Source organism: Sulfurimonas sp., assembly GCF_028713515.1.
Taxonomy (GTDB): Bacteria; Campylobacterota; Campylobacteria; order Campylobacterales; family Sulfurimonadaceae; genus Sulfurimonas.
Genome location: NZ_JAQTOD010000002.1, coordinates 186,435 through 201,018, shown reverse-complemented (window position 1 = coordinate 201,018; position 14,584 = coordinate 186,435). Strand labels below are relative to the sequence as shown.

The window sequence follows — 14,584 nt, the reverse complement described above, 5'->3', positions numbered from 1 at the left end:
ACTAAATTTAACTTTTTGTGTAGGTACATAATAGCCTCTTGTTATAATTTTTTTGGTAGCATAACATAAAAATAATAGAGTTCTTTCATAAAATAAATGAACTCTATTTAATAACTTTATAGGATTATTTATGAAAATTGCAAAAAATATAACAGAACTTATCGGAAATACGCCACTTGTTAGATTGAACTGGGCATCCAATGAGAGCAGTGCAAATATAGTTGCAAAATGTGAATTTATGAACCCTACGAGTTCAGTTAAAGATAGAACCGCATTCAATATGATAAGACGAGCACAGGAGAGTGGACTAATCACAAAAGAGACAACAATTATAGAGCCAACTAGTGGAAATACTGGTGTAGCGTTAGCGGCAAATTGTGCAGCGCAGGGCATAAAACTCATACTTACTATGCCAGAATCTATGAGTATTGAGAGAAGAAAACTATTAAAAGCATTTGGTGCAAAACTTGTATTAACTCCAGCCAAAGAGGGTATGAGCGGAGCAATATCTAAAGCAGAGGAGCTTAGCCGTGAGATGCCAAACACCATAGTTCTTCAGCAGTTTAGCAATCCATCTAACCCAGAAATTCATGCGCTAACAACAGCAAGAGAGATCTTAGAAGACACAGATAAAAAAATTGATGTTTTTGTTGCTGCTGTTGGAACAGGCGGGACACTAAGTGGCACGGCAAAAGTTTTAAGAGATGAAATCCCATCTATTGCTATAATTGCGGTTGAGCCAAAGAACTCAGCTGTTCTCTCTGGTGAAGCAGCTGGTGCACATGCTATTCAAGGGATTGGAGCTGGATTTATACCATCAATACTGGATACTGCAATTTATAGTGAAGTTATAAAAGTGAGCAATGAAGATGCGATAAATACAGCAAAAATGTTAGCGTTAAGAGAGGGTCTACTTGTTGGAATTTCTTCTGGAGCAAATGTTTATGCAGCGATGCAAATCGCTTCAAGAGTGGAGTTTAAAAATAAAACTATCGTCACGATTTTATGTGATACTGGCGAGAGATATCTAAGTACAGAACTTTTTGGTGAATAAAATCTTTTTTGAGACAATAAAGGCGGTTAATGGAAAAATATACCATCTTGAGTATCATCAAAAAAGATATGAAAAAACATTGAACGATTTTAGTATAAAAATAAAATATGATTTAAGGAATTTTATAGATCCACCAAAAGATGGAGTATATAGATGTCGATTGGTCTATGATATAACAAAATCTCCACATACAATATGTGTGACATATCATGAATATAAAAAAAGAGATATAAACTTCTTGAGAATTATTAACTGTAATGATATAGATTATGGATATAAATATGAGAGTAGAAAAGGGCTTAACGACCTTTTTGAGCTTAGAGACAAGTGCGATGATATCTTGATAATTAGAGATAATTTAGTAACAGACACAACTATCGCAAATATTGCTTTTTGGGATAAGGGCAAGTGGATTACGCCAAGAAAGCCACTGCTTATGGGAGTAACAAGGGCGAGACTACTTGATGATGGTAAAATATTTGAAGCTGATATATACGCTGAAGATATTAAAAATTTTACAAAAGTAGCTCTTTTAAACGCCATGATAGATTTTGATATAATTATGCAAAATAAAAAGGATATATTTTGTTAGAGAGAATAATTGAAGATAAAAAATTTGCAAAACTGATGCAAAATAGTATAGAAAAATTAGTAATTTATCTATTTGAGAGAGAGCAAAACTTTGGAGTGCTCTGTAAGATAGATAGAGTGGTATTTGATCCAGAGCTTCCAAAATCCATAAAAGATGAGTTTAGATTAATGACACTCTTCTTTTTGGCAGGCTATACATTTGAGACAGCAAGAATTGTTGAGGATGATTTAGTTTTTGAGGCTGGTTTTGGAGCTGATAACTTTGGGAGTGTAGTGAGCGTTCCAATGGTAGATATTGTTCAGATTATTGTAGATGAGACACCAATTTTTATAAATTTATCAAACTATAAGCAAGAGACTAGCAAAGAAGCTAAAACAGATGTATGCGGAGTTGAGAACTCAATGACCTCTTTTTTATCAAATCCAGAGAATTCAAAATTTTTAAAAAAATAAGTCAACAAAATTTATTTTTGTTGACTTTTGCTTATATTTTATTTATGGATAGTAAAAATGTTACCACATTATCAACAAAAGCATCATGTTTTCTATCTTTTAGGTATGCAATATAGAAATTTCTCTCTAGCTTGTAGTTTTTAAGCCTAGCTTCAAAAAGTCTACCCTCTTTTAACTCCTGAGCAATTACATGTCTTGACATAACCGATACAATTGGTCTCTCGCTATTTCTATCTGCAAACATTATTGCTTCTTTTATTGCAGTTGGGCTTCCTAAAATACCTAGTACATTGAAGTTACTACACTGAACTTCCATCTCCTCAAAAGCCTCGCTTGTAAGTTTTCTGGTATGTGAATTTTCATCCCTGCAAATCCAGTCAAAACATAGCAAATCATCAGCCGATAGATGCTTTTTGATTGGTTGATTTGAAAATACAACCAACTCATCCACAACCCACTCTCTATATGTGATTCCATCTCTAAAGACGGGAGATTCAACAAGAGCTAAATCTATTTTTTTATCTTCGAGTTGGTCTATAACCTCTGCTGATAAAGCAACATTCATGTAGATATTGTTGTTGATTCTTTTTTTGATTTCACCAAGATAGTTTGGAAGTATGTAGTTACCAATTGCATTTGATGAGCCAATAGAGAAAGTAAAATCTTTGTTGATGATTTTAAGTAAATCTTTTTCACTGCTCAATATTGCTTTTTCAAGTCTCATAGCAATTCTATATAGATCCTCGCCCTCTTTTGTTAAAATAATCCCATTTTTCTTTCTATCAACAACTTTCGTGCCAAGATACTCTTCTATAAATTTTATCTGCTGCGTAACTGCTGGTTGAGATATGCCAAGTTTTGCTGAGGCTTTTGAAAAACTCTTCTCTTTGATAACCATTAAAAAAGTCTCTAATTTAGCGAAATCGTTTAACATAATAATTCCTATAAGTTCAAATAATAAGTAAAAGTATAACTGATAATTATAATTAAAGCAATAGTTATGTAATAACTTATATCTTTTTTTTAGATATAATAAAACAAATTAAATATTATGTAATGGTAAAAAATGGAAAAAATTTTTGGAAAATTAAACAATTCGCAGACAGAGGCCATCAGAAAATCTGAGGGTCCAGTTTTAATATTAGCTGGAGCTGGAAGCGGCAAGACTACCACTATTATCTCTCGTCTAGCTTATCTCATAGAAGTACTCGGAATTCCTGCGTCAAACACTCTTACTCTTACTTTTACAAATAAAGCCGCCAAAGAGATGCGCGAGCGCTCCAATGAGATGATGAGTGACGCCTCTTACCCACCACTACTGTGTACTTTCCATAAATTTGGTCTGCTTTTTTTAAAATTCAACATCCATCTTCTTGGCAGAGAAAACAATTTTGTAGTAATAGATACAGATGATAAGAAAAAAATCATAAAAAAAATAAATGCCGAGTTAGCAACGCCGTTAATAGCGAGTGAGATTTCAAGATACAAAAACTCGCTACTAACCCCAGATGATGCTTATAAGCAAGCAGAATTTTTTAACTATCAACAAATTGCAAAAGTGTATGAAGAGTATGAAGCTTATCTGCTGGAGAATAATCTTGTGGATTTTGATGATCTGATTGCTCTGACATATAGACTTTTAGATGAAAATCCAGATCTAGCAAACGCAACCTCGCTCAAATACCGCTACATTATGGTTGATGAGTATCAAGATACAAATGAGTTGCAGCTAAAACTTCTACAAAAACTTTGTAGTGCTCACAACAATATCTGTGTGGTTGGAGATGATGATCAGAGTATTTATGGCTGGCGTGGGGCTCATGTAAGAAATATCATAGAGTTTGATCAAGATTTCATAGGCACTTCAGTTTTTAAACTTCAAGAGAACTACCGCTCAAAAGAGCCAATTCTTAAAGTTGCAAACTCTTTAATAGAGCATAATCGTTCAAGACTATCAAAGCAGCTTATTCCGACTCGTGGAAGTGGTGAAGAGGTCATTGTTTTAAACTCAAATGATGAAAGTGAAGAGGCAAGAAAAATAGCTCTAAAAATCACAAAACTTCTAAACTCTGGTGTAAGAGCGCGGGATATAGTGATACTTTATAGAGTCAATGTTTTAAGTCGCTCTGTTGAAGAGGGACTTAATCGTTCCGGTATAAACTACAAACTTGTTGGCGGATTACGCTTTTATGATAGAGCAGAGATAAAAGATTTGATTAGCTACATAAGAGTTATAACAAATTTTCATGATGATTTTTCATTTAAACGCATAGTCAATAAACCAAAAAGAGGATTAGGAAAAGCGAGTGTAGATAAGCTAGAGTTAGCGGCTCACGCAAATAATACATCGATATTTGAGTATATCAAAAAAGTGCCGATTGCTGATTTGGAAGCTCTTATAAAAGCCAAAAACGCAAAAACTGTTAAAAAATTTATCAAAGATATACAGGCTGTTGCAAAAACGGTTAATGAGTCGGTTTATAACTTTATAGATACACTAGAAGATACTTTTAGCCTTAAAACTATCTACAAGGGCATGCCAGATGAGGTAGAGAAAATTTTAAATATGGATGAGTTTTATGGACTTTTCAGAGATTTTGTCAAAAACCATCCTGAATCATCTCTAGATGAATTTTTAAATGAACTAACTCTCCAAAGTGATCAAGATCAGGTTGAGGGAGAGAGTATATACATGATGAGCATCCATGCCTCAAAAGGTTTGGAGTTTGATCATATATTTGTCATAGGGCTGGAAGAGGGATTTTTGCCTCTGCTTGGCGATGGTAGCAACCTTGAAGAGGAGAGAAGGCTTGGCTATGTTGCGATTACAAGGGCAAAAGAGACTTTGACTCTCTCTCATGCTGGTAGTAGATTTTACAAAGGACGAAGAAGCGAACTTCAAAAAAGTCGATTTTTCAACGAAGCTGGACTTTGCGAAGGCTCTTTGATAGTTGAGAAAAACAGTGCTTTTAAAAAAGGAGATCTTGTTCGTCATAAAATCTTTGGAACTGGCAGAGTAAGTGGCGTTAGCAAGGCAGGTAGAGAAGTTAAGCTAAGTATCAATTTCGCAGGAACACCACGAGATATTTTGGCATCATTTGTTGAGAAGTTATGAACAGACTCTTTGTTGCGTACAAGCCAACAAATATTGGCTCAAATCTTTTTTTATCAAAAATAAAACGAAAATACGGCGTAAAAAAGGCTGGTTTCTCTGGAACTCTTGATCCATTTGCAAAAGGTGTGCTTCTAGTTGGTTTTGGAACCTACACAAAGCTATTTCGTTTTTTAAATAAAACGCCAAAAGTGTATCGTGCAACCCTTTGGCTGGGCGCAAAGAGCGATACGCTGGACCTAGAGATGATAGAGAGCGTTGAGATTTTAAAAGAGTTTGACCGAGAGAGAGTTGAGTCTGCTGTCAAATCTTTAGAAGGCGAACTTAAGTACGATCCGCCAATATTTAGTGCAAAGCGTATAGATGGGCAAAGAGCGTACGACTTAGCAAGAGCTGGTAAAGAGTTTACGCTAAACAAAATAGACTCAACTATCTACGAGACGAAGCTCATTAGCTATTGCCATCCATTTGTAACCTTTGAAGCCACTGTTTCAGAGGGGACATATATCCGCTCACTTGGTAAAATCATAGCAACTAGACTTGGATTGGATTCTGGAAGTCTTAGTGCCTTGGAGAGACTAAGAGAGGGACAATTTCGCTACAATGATGAGGAAATTTTAGACATCAAAAAATCTCTAAATATGTCACAAAATTTTTATATAGGTAATAGTGATAACCTAAAATATGGAAGAGTTCTTGCTTTAGAGGATTTAAAAACTAAAGAAGATGGGTATTATTGGCTTGAAAATGAGGACGCTATCTCGATTATAAGGGTAGTTGACAGAGAAGTAAAATACGAATTAGGCAGGATTAAATGTTAGTATTGGCTAGAAAATTGGATGAGTCGATTGTTTTGGACGGCGACATAATCATAAAAATCATATCTATTGATAAGGGTGTTGTAAAGATTGGCATAGATGCTCCAAAAAATATCTCTATTGTCAGAAGTGAACTGCTTGATGATGTGAAAGATGCAAACATTGCTTCTTCTAAAGAGATGACGCCGGATGAGTTAAACCTTTTAAGTTCTTTTATCAAAAAATAGTATTATGAATAACTATAGAGCCTATGCTAAAGTAAATATCTTTTTGAAAATAACTGGTAAAAGAGATGCTTATCATGAGATAATCTCAAGGTTTATTAGAGTAAATTCGCTTTATGATGAGCTTTGGTTTGAGGCAAAACAAGAGAGTGATGAGTTTATGATAGTTGGCGATTTTTCCTGCACAACTGAGCAAAATACGATATATAAAGCATACAGAGCGCTACTAGATGTAACCTTGTCGCAACCTCTTATAGACTTTATGAAAAAAAATGCCATTCATGTAGAGAAAAAAATCCCAGCGTTCGCAGGGCTTGGTGGTGGAAGTAGTGATGCAGCAACATATCTAAAAATGTGCAACGAAATCCTAGCTCTTGGGCTAAGTAGAGATGAGTTAGCTGTTATTGGTTCAAACATTGGAGCAGATGTTGCATTTTTTGTTTATGATTATGAGAGTGCAAATGTAAGCGGAATCGGAGAAATCGTAGAAGAGTTTAAAGAAGATGCGCTTGATTTTGAGATATATACTCCAAAATTAGAGATAAGCACACCTAGGGTTTACAAAGCGTATAGAGAAAATTTTTATGCTCCTGTAGATGATACTAAAGTGCAAGAGTTAAAAAAAATGAGCTCTTTAGAGGTGCTCGAAAGCATGAGTGCAGACGAAGCAAACGACCTTTTTAAGCCTGCTCTTTATGAGTATAGCGAGTTAAAGAGTTATGTAAAAGATGGATACTATTTTAGCGGCAGCGGAAGCAGTTTTTTTAAAGCAAAAGACAAAAGAGAGAGATAATGGGCGAGACAATAGCAAAAAATAAAAAAGCCTTTTTTGACTATTTTATAGAAGAGAAATATGAAGCAGGCTTGGTTCTTCAGGGAAGCGAAGTTAAGGGTATCAGGGCTTCAAGAGTAAACATAAAAGATAGTTTTATCCGTTTTATAAAAGGCGAAGCGATACTTTTTAATGCTCACATAGGAAGACTTGAGACAACACATCACTTCTACACACATGAAGAAAGAGGAAGTAGAAAACTGCTTCTTCATAAAAAAGAGATTGCTAAACTGATAAAAGCGGTTGAGAGAGATGGGTACACTATTGTGCCACTTCAACTCTACTTTAATGATAGAAATATCGTAAAGATTCAGATAGCAATCGCAAAAGGAAAACAGCTGCATGATAAGAGAAATGACCTCAAAGAAAAAGATATGAAGCGAGATGTCGCTAGAAGTTTAAAGGATATTTAATGACGATTTTTCAAATAGTACTATTGGCAATTTCTGCTTATTTTGCATATAGAATTTACGAGCATGTTCAGGGACTTCAAGACCCAGAGGTAAAAAGTGATACTTTGTCATCTAGTTTTGATGCGCATAGTTTAGTGGAGCAGGCGGATGAGGCGTTTGGGGCAAACGATATGAAAAAAGCAATTGAACTGCTTAGTGAAGCAGCCACTAAAAAACCAGATGATTCAGAGATTTTGTTTAAAACAGGATATATTTTACAAAAGCAAAATAACAACACTGAGGCACTAAAGTACTATAAAGAAGCACTTTCACTTGATAAAAATAATGAGTTTATACATAACTCAATAGCGAGTGTTTATAGAGCAAACGGCGAATTTGTATCTGCAAAAATACATCTTGATGATTCACTGGCACTCGATGACAAAAACAAAATAACATACTATAACTATGGAAATCTTTTAGTTGATATGCAAAAAATTGATGGAGCAAAAGAGATGTATAAAAAAGCCCTAGAGATTGATCCAGACTTTAGGGAAGCTAGTGCTGAGTTGGTAAAATTAACTTGAAGTCACTCAAAAAACTTATGCAATTATTTTTAAATTAAAACTTCTTGCACATAAAAATAATCAAAATATTGCATTACAAAGTTACAACAAACCACTTTAAACCCTTGCCTGCACTAGGTTTGCTAACATAATTATTTAATAACAACAATACAGAGTAGTTTACTTGACATTAATCTTTTATTTATCTATACTTCTATTAATAAATTAAAGGAGTCAACATGGACAAAAATACAATAGCTATTCATTATGGATATAACAAGGATTCTAACATGACAATGGCTGCTCCTATTTATCAGAGTACCTCTTACGAGTTTGAGAGCGCAGAGCAGGCAGCTAATCGTTTCTCATTAAAAGAGTTAGGTAATATCTATACAAGACTTGCAAATCCTACCTCTAATCTTTTAGAGGAGCGTATCGCTGCACTAGAAGGAGGAGTTGCTGCTATTGCTACAGCAAGTGGACAATCAGCAATTTTTTATTCGTTAGCAAATGTTGCAGAGGCTGGTGACAATATACTTATATCAAATAAACTCTACGGTGGAACAGTAACACTTACGATTCATACAATGAAGCGTTTTGGAATAACTGCAAAAATTTTTGATGTGGATAATCCAACAACTCTAGAAGCATTGATAGATGATAAGACAAAAGCCATATTTTTTGAGAGCATATCTAATCCGCAAATTACTATCGCTGATATAGATGGTATTGTCAATATCGCAAAAAAACATAAAATTTTGACTATATGTGACAATACAGTTGCCTCTCCTGCACTCTTAAACCCACTAGAGCATGGCGTTGATATAGTTGTGCACAGCACAAGTAAATATATCTCAGGACAAGGTCTTGCTTTGGGCGGCGTAATAGTTGAGAGAGACGGACTTAGAGATTTTTTTAAGGACAGCAGCAGATATAGTCACTTTAATGAACCAGATGCAAGCTACCATGGTTTAGTATATACGGATCTTCCATTTCCACCATTTTCTTTAAGGGTGAGGTTGAATCTGCTCCGCGATATAGGCGCCACTCCGGCTCCATTTAATAGCTGGCTTTTGATTCAGAGCTTAGAGACACTTCATATACGCATGAAAGAGCACTCAAGAAATGCACTTGATGTTGCAAAGTTTTTAAAATCTCATAAAAAAGTAAAAAATGTAAGTTATCCTGGGCTTGAGAGCGATTCTCAACATGAGAAAGCTAAAAAGTATTTTCCTAAAGGGCATGTTAGTGGACTTATTAATTTTGATGTTGAAGATTTTGACACCGCGAAAGAGTTGATAAACAAAACAGAACTATTTTCTATCGTTGTAAATATAGGGGATTCCAAATCACTAATTATACATCCTGCTTCAACTACACACCAGCAGATTGCAACGGATGAGCAGCTAAAAGCTGGTATTAGGCCCGGAATGATAAGACTAAGCATAGGTCTTGAAGATAGTGCTGATTTGATTGCTGATCTTAAAAAAGCGTTAGGATAGCATTTTGGCAAAAGCATGTCCTGTTAATTTTCGTAAAATCAATGAAAATCAGATTAGAATTCAAGCACTACTCATTACATTGATAGCTGTGGTATTTGTTGGTACAAAATGGAGTCCTATCCCTTTTTTATTGTTATATGATTTTACGGTAAGGCTTTTTATATCTCCAAAGTTAAGCCCTCTTGTGCATATTGCTATTGGAGTGTTAAAATTTTTTGCTATCAAGAAGTTGCTTATAGATTCTGGACCTAAGCTTTTTGCTTCAAAGATTGGATTTGTATTTGCATTGATTATTGTTGTGAGTGTAGTTTTAGGATTAAGTGATGTCGCAACTATTTTTGCTATAATTCTGGCTGTATGCGCTGGGTTGGAAGCACTTTTTAACTACTGCATAGGCTGTAAATTTTATCAAATATTACGACATTTCAATATAATTTAAGGAATCCGCTATGTCAGGAATAAGCTCAAAGGGCAAATATGGACTCGCCGCAATGTATCAACTTATGCAAAGTGATAAGGGTGTAGCTATCCAAATTAAAGAGATTGCAGATAAAGCAAATATTCCTAAAAATTATCTTGAGCAGATTTTAGTTATTTTAAAACGAGATGGTCTTGTAAAAAGCGTTAGAGGAGCTAGCGGCGGTTATATGCTTCAAAAAGACCCAAAAGAGATAATGATATATGATATTATCAATGCACTAGAGGGAGGCCTTTGCAATGATGGCGTAATCCAAAGTGACAACGATGTGCTGAATCTTTTCTGGAAAGAAAAACAGGAGAAAGTGCGCGATATATTTAACATCCCATTAACGGAACTTAAAAACTATGAGCGAAGTAGACAGATAATGTATATGATTTAGTATATTTTTTTTAAAATTGTTCGGTTACAATACTTTAACTGCTAATACATAAATATAGCCACTACGGAGCGAACTTAATGAAAATATCACAAGTATATGATTTTTTAAACAATCTATCGCCGTTTTCTCTTCAGGAGTCTTGGGATAACTCAGGACTACTTATTGGTGATTTTAATCAAGATGTCAAAAAAATAGTCCTAAGTATCGATGTTGATGAAGCACTAGTTGATTCGATGGAGGAAAACTCACTTCTTATAACGCATCATCCGCTTATATTTGGTGGACTTAAGCAGTTGGAATTTAGTAAATATCCTGCAAATTTGATTAAAAAAATGGTACAAAAAAACATCTCAAATATTGCGATGCACACAAATTTTGACCAAACACATCTAAATGATTATGTTGCAACCAAAGTTTTGGGATATAAAATCTCACACAAAGATGGTTTTGTCGCATATTTGGAGGTAAATGAAGATTTTGACTCTTTTGCAAAAAAAGTCTCTTGCGTCTTTTCGCTTCCTTTTGCAAAGTGTGTAAAGAGTTCAGATTTTGTAAAAAGGGCGGCTTTGGTAACTGGTTCCGGCTGTTCGTTGTTAAAATCTATAGATGCTGACTGCTTTTTAACAGGAGATATTAAATACCACGACGCAATGGAAGCAGCAAGCATAAACATCTCACTTATAGACATAGGACATTTTGAGAGTGAGAGATTTTTTGCGGAGATTTTATCGCTTCATTTGAAAAATTTAGGTTTAGAAGCTATAATTTCATCATCAAAAAATCCTTTTACTTATATTTAAGTAAAAGGTAGCGCAATAATCTAAAAGGAGATTAATGAACCTACATATTAAACAGCTAGTAAGCTTGTCACAAATAGATAAAGAGATAGATGCTTTTGAGCCTCAAATAGAAGAAGCAAGATACAAACTAGAAGCTGCTTTAGCTAAAAAACAGAGTATTGATTCAGATGTTGAAAATCTTACAAAAGAGATTAAAGATGAGCAGATCAAAAAACAAAAAAATGAGATGCACCTTCAAGATCTTTCTAAAAAATTAAGTGACAATAGTAAAAAAAGTGGCGAGATAAAAACAGAACGAGAGATGAAATCACTTCAGCTTGAAGAAGAAATTGCTAAAGAGCAGGTAACTTTTGCAAATGAAGAGATAGATAGACTTGAGAGAATTATAGATTTAAAAACAGAGCAAGTTGAAGCGGCAAAAAAATCACTTATTGATTTAGAAGCTAACTTGACATCTGTTAGAGAAGAAGTTGATGCAAAACTTGAAGTAATCAACAACTCTCGTCAAGATGTTTTTATGAAAAAAGAGAAACTAATATCTGAAATGAACCAAAAAGGTTTAGCTTTTTATCAAAAAATCCGCAGATGGGCTAAAAATAGCACAGTTGTAGCAGTTGAAGATCAAGCTTGTATGGGCTGTAATATGCTTATAAGCGATAAAATTTATGCTGATGTTATAAGAGCTGAAGAGATTACAACTTGCCCTCATTGTGGCCGTATCCTCTATTTGGAAATACAAGAGTAGGGCTTGAAGCCTTTTACACTTCTCTATTTCATCTTGAGTGTTGCGTTATATTTTATAGCGCTTCCTCTTCTGATTTATCTCTCATTTAAACAAAAATACAAAGAATCAATCCCTGCTCGTTTTTTTCTTTTTAAAAATTCTAGGTTTAAAAACGGTGATGGCATCTGGTTTCATGTCTGCTCACTTGGAGAAGCTAGAGCGTTAAAACCTATCTTGGAGCAACTTCGTGATAGTGAGATAAAAATAACAACCATAACTCACACCGGACAAGCTGAAGCAAAAAAATACAGTGCCGAAGTTAGATACCTGCCTTATGAGATGTTTTTGCCATTTTGGACCAAAAAACAGAGAGTTCTTGTGGTGCTCGAGGCGGAATTTTGGTTTATGCTTTTTAGTGTAATGAGAGCAAAGGGGAGTAGAATTATCCTTTTAAATGCTCGAATATCTGAGAAGAGTGTAAAAAAATATCTACAATTTGCTTGGTTTTATAAAAAAATTCTCTCTCAAGTAGAGATAATTTATGCACAGAGCGAAGTTGATAAAAATCGTTTTATTGCTCTTGGAGCTAGAAATATTGAGGTTATTGGCAACATTAAACTCGCTGGTGAAATCGTTAAATCAAAAGAGTATACAAAGCCAGAGAGTGAGTTGATTGTTGCTGGAAGCACTCATGAGGGCGAAGAAGAGAGTGTCTTAAAATCATTTGTTGAGTACAGAAAACTCTATGATGCAAAATTGGTAATAGTTCCAAGACATCCAGAGAGATTTAAAAAAGTATTTGAGCTTATGAGTGAGTATGCACAAAAAAATGCTCTAACATTAAGTAAATTTTCTCAAAGTAGAGAGTTTGAAACAGATATGATTTTAGTTGATGCCATGGGCGAGTTAAATAATATCTACGCGATTAGTGATATAGCAATTTTAGGCGGTGCATTTAAAGATGATGTAGGCGGACACAATCCGCTAGAGCCAGCTTTTTTTGGATGTAAAATAATAACAGGAAAGCATTTTTTTCACCAAAGAGAGCTTTTTAAGTATGTCCACCATGTTCAATATGTTGAGCCAGATGAGATTCACAAAGCTCTGATAATAGCAAAGAATTTGCCAAACAGCATGGTGGAAGAGAAGATAAATCTAGCTCCAGTGATAAAGAGAATATTAGAATTAAGGAATTAAAATGACACAAGAAAAAGCATATAAGTTATTGGCAATACAAGAGGGAATCTCAAATTCTGAAGCAAAGTCCATGATAGACCGCGGATTGGTTTATGTTGGCAATAAAAAAGTTATGATAGCTCGTGGTGATTTGAGTGTTGATACAACATTTAAAGTAGAAAAAGTAGAAAAAATTAAACCTATTTTTGAAAATAGTGACTTAATTGTAGTTGATAAACCTGCTTTTGTGAACTCTGATGAGATAGAGAGACAATTCAAAGGCGCACAGCTTCTGCATAGACTTGATCGTGAGACAAGCGGTGTTTTGATGCTTGTAAAAAATGAAGAGTTTAGAGAAAAAGCTATAATGGAGTTTAAAAAAGATAGAGTTTATAAAGAGTATATAGCTTGGGTCGAGGGAATTATCTCAGAGCCTGTTGAAATCGATAAACCGATTCTAACAACTAAAAAAAATAATCGTGCAACATCAAATGTCTCAAGTAAAGGAAAACCTGCGAGAACTGAAGTAACCCCAGATATTGTAAGCGCAAACAAGACAAAAGTGAGATGTATTATCCATCATGGAAGAACCCATCAGATTAGAACTCACTTAAGATATATCGAGCATCCAATTGTTGGAGATGAGCAGTACGGAGGCAGACGAGCAAAGCGAGTTATGCTTCATGCGTATAAAGTAAGAATTCTCGGAATGGAGTTTACAGCGCCAGAACCAAAGGCATTTATAAGCTTTGAGTAGCCTTGAGAGTGACTGGTTTGTCTATATTTTGAAGTGTTGTGACAACACTCTGTACACTGGAATAACTGTGGATTTACTAAGGCGAGTGGATGAGCATAACGGTTCGCCAAAAGGTGCCAAATACACTAAAGCAAGAAGACCAGTTGAGCTTTTATACTCCGAGAAGTGTGACGATAAAAGCAGTGCATCAAAGAGAGAAATCGCTATAAAAAAACTCTCTAAAATTAAAAAATTAGAGCTTGTTGGCTGATGCGACTTTTTATTGATGGCGATGCGCTTCCCAATCTGCTAAAACCCATAATTATTCGCTCAATCGAGAGAGTAAAAATAGAGACATTTGTTGTCTCAAACAAACCAATAAGCGTTGGAAAATCAAAACAGATAGAGTATATAATCGTAGAGCAGGGCGCAGATGAGGCGGATAACCGTATTGTGGAGCTTGTCTTAGAGGGAGACTTAGTTATTACAGCAGATATTCCTCTTGCGGATAGAGTTGTAAGCAAAAAAGCACACGCAATTGATCACAGAGGCGAACTTTATAGTGTTGAAAATATCAAACAGTATCTGGCAATGAGAAATTTAATGGAAAAAATTCGCGAAAGCGGAGAGGCAACAAGAGGACCAAAACCGTTTGCTCAAAAAGATGCTCATAATTTCGCAAATCAACTGCATAAATTCCTAGAAAAATATTATACTAAACTCAGCTGATTAAGATAGTTGAGC

Annotated in this window: 19 protein-coding genes; 18 read left to right on the top strand and 1 reads right to left on the bottom strand. The window is 34.9% G+C overall.

All coding sequences use genetic code 11. From position 1 onward, the window contains the following. The first annotated feature begins 130 nt into the window (after positions 1 to 130). Genes cysK through PHV22_RS05165 form a run of 3 tightly spaced genes read left to right on the top strand, consistent with a single transcriptional unit; the run spans position 131 to position 2,098 of the window. Positions 131 to 1,054 (top strand): cysteine synthase A, encoded by a 924-nt coding sequence (gene cysK / locus PHV22_RS05175; protein WP_299946187.1) that lies wholly within the window; start codon positions 131 to 133, stop codon positions 1,052 to 1,054. After that, complete coding sequence (locus tag PHV22_RS05170; RefSeq protein WP_299946184.1) at positions 1,047 to 1,646, top strand: aminotransferase class IV; 600 nt, start codon at positions 1,047 to 1,049, stop codon at positions 1,644 to 1,646. The genes cysK and PHV22_RS05170 overlap by 8 nt, the downstream gene beginning before the upstream one ends. Beyond that, positions 1,640 to 2,098, top strand: a complete 459-nt coding sequence (locus PHV22_RS05165) for a hypothetical protein (protein WP_295021983.1) — start codon at positions 1,640 to 1,642, stop codon at positions 2,096 to 2,098. The genes PHV22_RS05170 and PHV22_RS05165 overlap by 7 nt, the downstream gene beginning before the upstream one ends. A 31-nt stretch (positions 2,099 to 2,129) precedes the next feature. Here the strand turns inward: PHV22_RS05165 and PHV22_RS05160 are convergent, their stop codons facing one another. After that, a complete protein-coding gene (locus PHV22_RS05160; RefSeq protein WP_299946180.1) occupies positions 2,130 to 3,032 on the bottom strand; it encodes a LysR family transcriptional regulator in 903 nt (300 codons plus the stop codon). Between the two features lie 132 nt (positions 3,033 to 3,164). On the opposite strand from PHV22_RS05160, the gene PHV22_RS05155 reads away from it, so the two are divergent. The 15 genes from PHV22_RS05155 to PHV22_RS05085 all read left to right on the top strand — a co-directional run bounded on the left by PHV22_RS05155 (position 3,165) and on the right by PHV22_RS05085 (position 14,569). After that, complete coding sequence (locus PHV22_RS05155; RefSeq protein WP_299946177.1) at positions 3,165 to 5,213, top strand: ATP-dependent helicase; 2,049 nt, start codon at positions 3,165 to 3,167, stop codon at positions 5,211 to 5,213. After that, positions 5,210 to 6,031: a tRNA pseudouridine(55) synthase TruB gene (gene truB, locus PHV22_RS05150; protein ID WP_295021989.1), complete on the top strand. Its 822-nt coding sequence runs from the start codon at positions 5,210 to 5,212 to the stop codon at positions 6,029 to 6,031. Before PHV22_RS05155 ends, truB begins: the two co-directional genes overlap by 4 nt. Further along, positions 6,025 to 6,255 (top strand): carbon storage regulator, encoded by a 231-nt coding sequence (locus tag PHV22_RS05145; protein WP_295021990.1) that lies wholly within the window; start codon positions 6,025 to 6,027, stop codon positions 6,253 to 6,255. The genes truB and PHV22_RS05145 overlap by 7 nt, the downstream gene beginning before the upstream one ends. Before the next feature lie 4 nt (positions 6,256 to 6,259). Continuing rightward, a complete protein-coding gene (locus tag PHV22_RS05140) occupies positions 6,260 to 7,045 on the top strand; it encodes a 4-(cytidine 5'-diphospho)-2-C-methyl-D-erythritol kinase (protein ID WP_295021991.1) in 786 nt (261 codons plus the stop codon). Beyond that, the gene (gene smpB, locus PHV22_RS05135) at positions 7,045 to 7,497 is read left to right on the top strand and encodes an SsrA-binding protein SmpB (protein WP_295021992.1); all 453 of its coding nucleotides are present in this window, start codon (positions 7,045 to 7,047) and stop codon (positions 7,495 to 7,497) included. Before PHV22_RS05140 ends, smpB begins: the two co-directional genes overlap by 1 nt. Further along, a complete protein-coding gene (locus tag PHV22_RS05130; RefSeq protein ID WP_295021993.1) occupies positions 7,497 to 8,063 on the top strand; it encodes a tetratricopeptide repeat protein in 567 nt (188 codons plus the stop codon). The genes smpB and PHV22_RS05130 overlap by 1 nt, the downstream gene beginning before the upstream one ends. 218 nt (positions 8,064 to 8,281) lie before the next feature. After that, entirely contained in the window at positions 8,282 to 9,544 is a 1,263-nt protein-coding gene (locus PHV22_RS05125) for an O-acetylhomoserine aminocarboxypropyltransferase/cysteine synthase family protein (protein ID WP_295021995.1), read from the top strand. Positions 9,545 to 9,548: 4 nt separating this feature from the next. Beyond that, positions 9,549 to 9,983 (top strand): DUF4395 domain-containing protein, encoded by a 435-nt coding sequence (locus PHV22_RS05120; protein WP_295021996.1) that lies wholly within the window; start codon positions 9,549 to 9,551, stop codon positions 9,981 to 9,983. Positions 9,984 to 9,993: 10 nt separating this feature from the next. Further along, entirely contained in the window at positions 9,994 to 10,404 is a 411-nt protein-coding gene (locus PHV22_RS05115) for an Rrf2 family transcriptional regulator (RefSeq protein ID WP_295021998.1), read from the top strand. A gap of 77 nt (positions 10,405 to 10,481) precedes the next feature. Beyond that, positions 10,482 to 11,204 (top strand): Nif3-like dinuclear metal center hexameric protein, encoded by a 723-nt coding sequence (locus PHV22_RS05110; RefSeq protein WP_295021999.1) that lies wholly within the window; start codon positions 10,482 to 10,484, stop codon positions 11,202 to 11,204. A gap of 34 nt (positions 11,205 to 11,238) precedes the next feature. Continuing rightward, positions 11,239 to 11,949, top strand: a complete 711-nt coding sequence (locus PHV22_RS05105) for a zinc ribbon domain-containing protein (protein ID WP_295022001.1) — start codon at positions 11,239 to 11,241, stop codon at positions 11,947 to 11,949. Between the two features lie 3 nt (positions 11,950 to 11,952). Continuing rightward, on the top strand, positions 11,953 to 13,125 hold the full coding sequence (gene waaA, locus PHV22_RS05100; protein WP_295022003.1) for a lipid IV(A) 3-deoxy-D-manno-octulosonic acid transferase: 1,173 nt from the start codon (positions 11,953 to 11,955) through the stop codon (positions 13,123 to 13,125). A 1-nt stretch (position 13,126) separates the two neighbouring features. Then, complete coding sequence (locus tag PHV22_RS05095) at positions 13,127 to 13,861, top strand: RNA pseudouridine synthase (protein WP_295022005.1); 735 nt, start codon at positions 13,127 to 13,129, stop codon at positions 13,859 to 13,861. Next, entirely contained in the window at positions 13,854 to 14,111 is a 258-nt protein-coding gene (locus PHV22_RS05090) for a GIY-YIG nuclease family protein (protein ID WP_295022006.1), read from the top strand. Before PHV22_RS05095 ends, PHV22_RS05090 begins: the two co-directional genes overlap by 8 nt. Next, positions 14,111 to 14,569 carry a YaiI/YqxD family protein gene (locus PHV22_RS05085; protein ID WP_295022008.1) on the top strand — a complete coding sequence of 153 codons (459 nt, stop codon included), beginning with the start codon at positions 14,111 to 14,113 and terminating at the stop codon, positions 14,567 to 14,569. The genes PHV22_RS05090 and PHV22_RS05085 overlap by 1 nt, the downstream gene beginning before the upstream one ends. Positions 14,570 to 14,584 lie beyond the last annotated feature (15 nt).

What these genes read in the sequence shown, in the direction of transcription:
- cysK (WP_299946187.1), top strand. Translation starts at nt 131, where the DNA reads ATGAAAATTGCAAAAAATATAACAGAACTTATCGGAAATACGCCACTT.
- PHV22_RS05160 (WP_299946180.1), bottom strand. Translation starts at nt 3,032, where the DNA reads ATGTTAAACGATTTCGCTAAATTAGAGACTTTTTTAATGGTTATCAAA.
- PHV22_RS05155 (WP_299946177.1), top strand. Translation starts at nt 3,165, where the DNA reads ATGGAAAAAATTTTTGGAAAATTAAACAATTCGCAGACAGAGGCCATC.
- truB (WP_295021989.1), top strand. Translation starts at nt 5,210, where the DNA reads ATGAACAGACTCTTTGTTGCGTACAAGCCAACAAATATTGGCTCAAAT.
- PHV22_RS05145 (WP_295021990.1), top strand. Translation starts at nt 6,025, where the DNA reads ATGTTAGTATTGGCTAGAAAATTGGATGAGTCGATTGTTTTGGACGGC.
- PHV22_RS05140 (WP_295021991.1), top strand. Translation starts at nt 6,260, where the DNA reads ATGAATAACTATAGAGCCTATGCTAAAGTAAATATCTTTTTGAAAATA.
- smpB (WP_295021992.1), top strand. Translation starts at nt 7,045, where the DNA reads ATGGGCGAGACAATAGCAAAAAATAAAAAAGCCTTTTTTGACTATTTT.
- PHV22_RS05130 (WP_295021993.1), top strand. Translation starts at nt 7,497, where the DNA reads ATGACGATTTTTCAAATAGTACTATTGGCAATTTCTGCTTATTTTGCA.
- PHV22_RS05125 (WP_295021995.1), top strand. Translation starts at nt 8,282, where the DNA reads ATGGACAAAAATACAATAGCTATTCATTATGGATATAACAAGGATTCT.
- PHV22_RS05115 (WP_295021998.1), top strand. Translation starts at nt 9,994, where the DNA reads ATGTCAGGAATAAGCTCAAAGGGCAAATATGGACTCGCCGCAATGTAT.
- PHV22_RS05110 (WP_295021999.1), top strand. Translation starts at nt 10,482, where the DNA reads ATGAAAATATCACAAGTATATGATTTTTTAAACAATCTATCGCCGTTT.
- PHV22_RS05105 (WP_295022001.1), top strand. Translation starts at nt 11,239, where the DNA reads ATGAACCTACATATTAAACAGCTAGTAAGCTTGTCACAAATAGATAAA.
- PHV22_RS05095 (WP_295022005.1), top strand. Translation starts at nt 13,127, where the DNA reads ATGACACAAGAAAAAGCATATAAGTTATTGGCAATACAAGAGGGAATC.
- PHV22_RS05085 (WP_295022008.1), top strand. Translation starts at nt 14,111, where the DNA reads ATGCGACTTTTTATTGATGGCGATGCGCTTCCCAATCTGCTAAAACCC.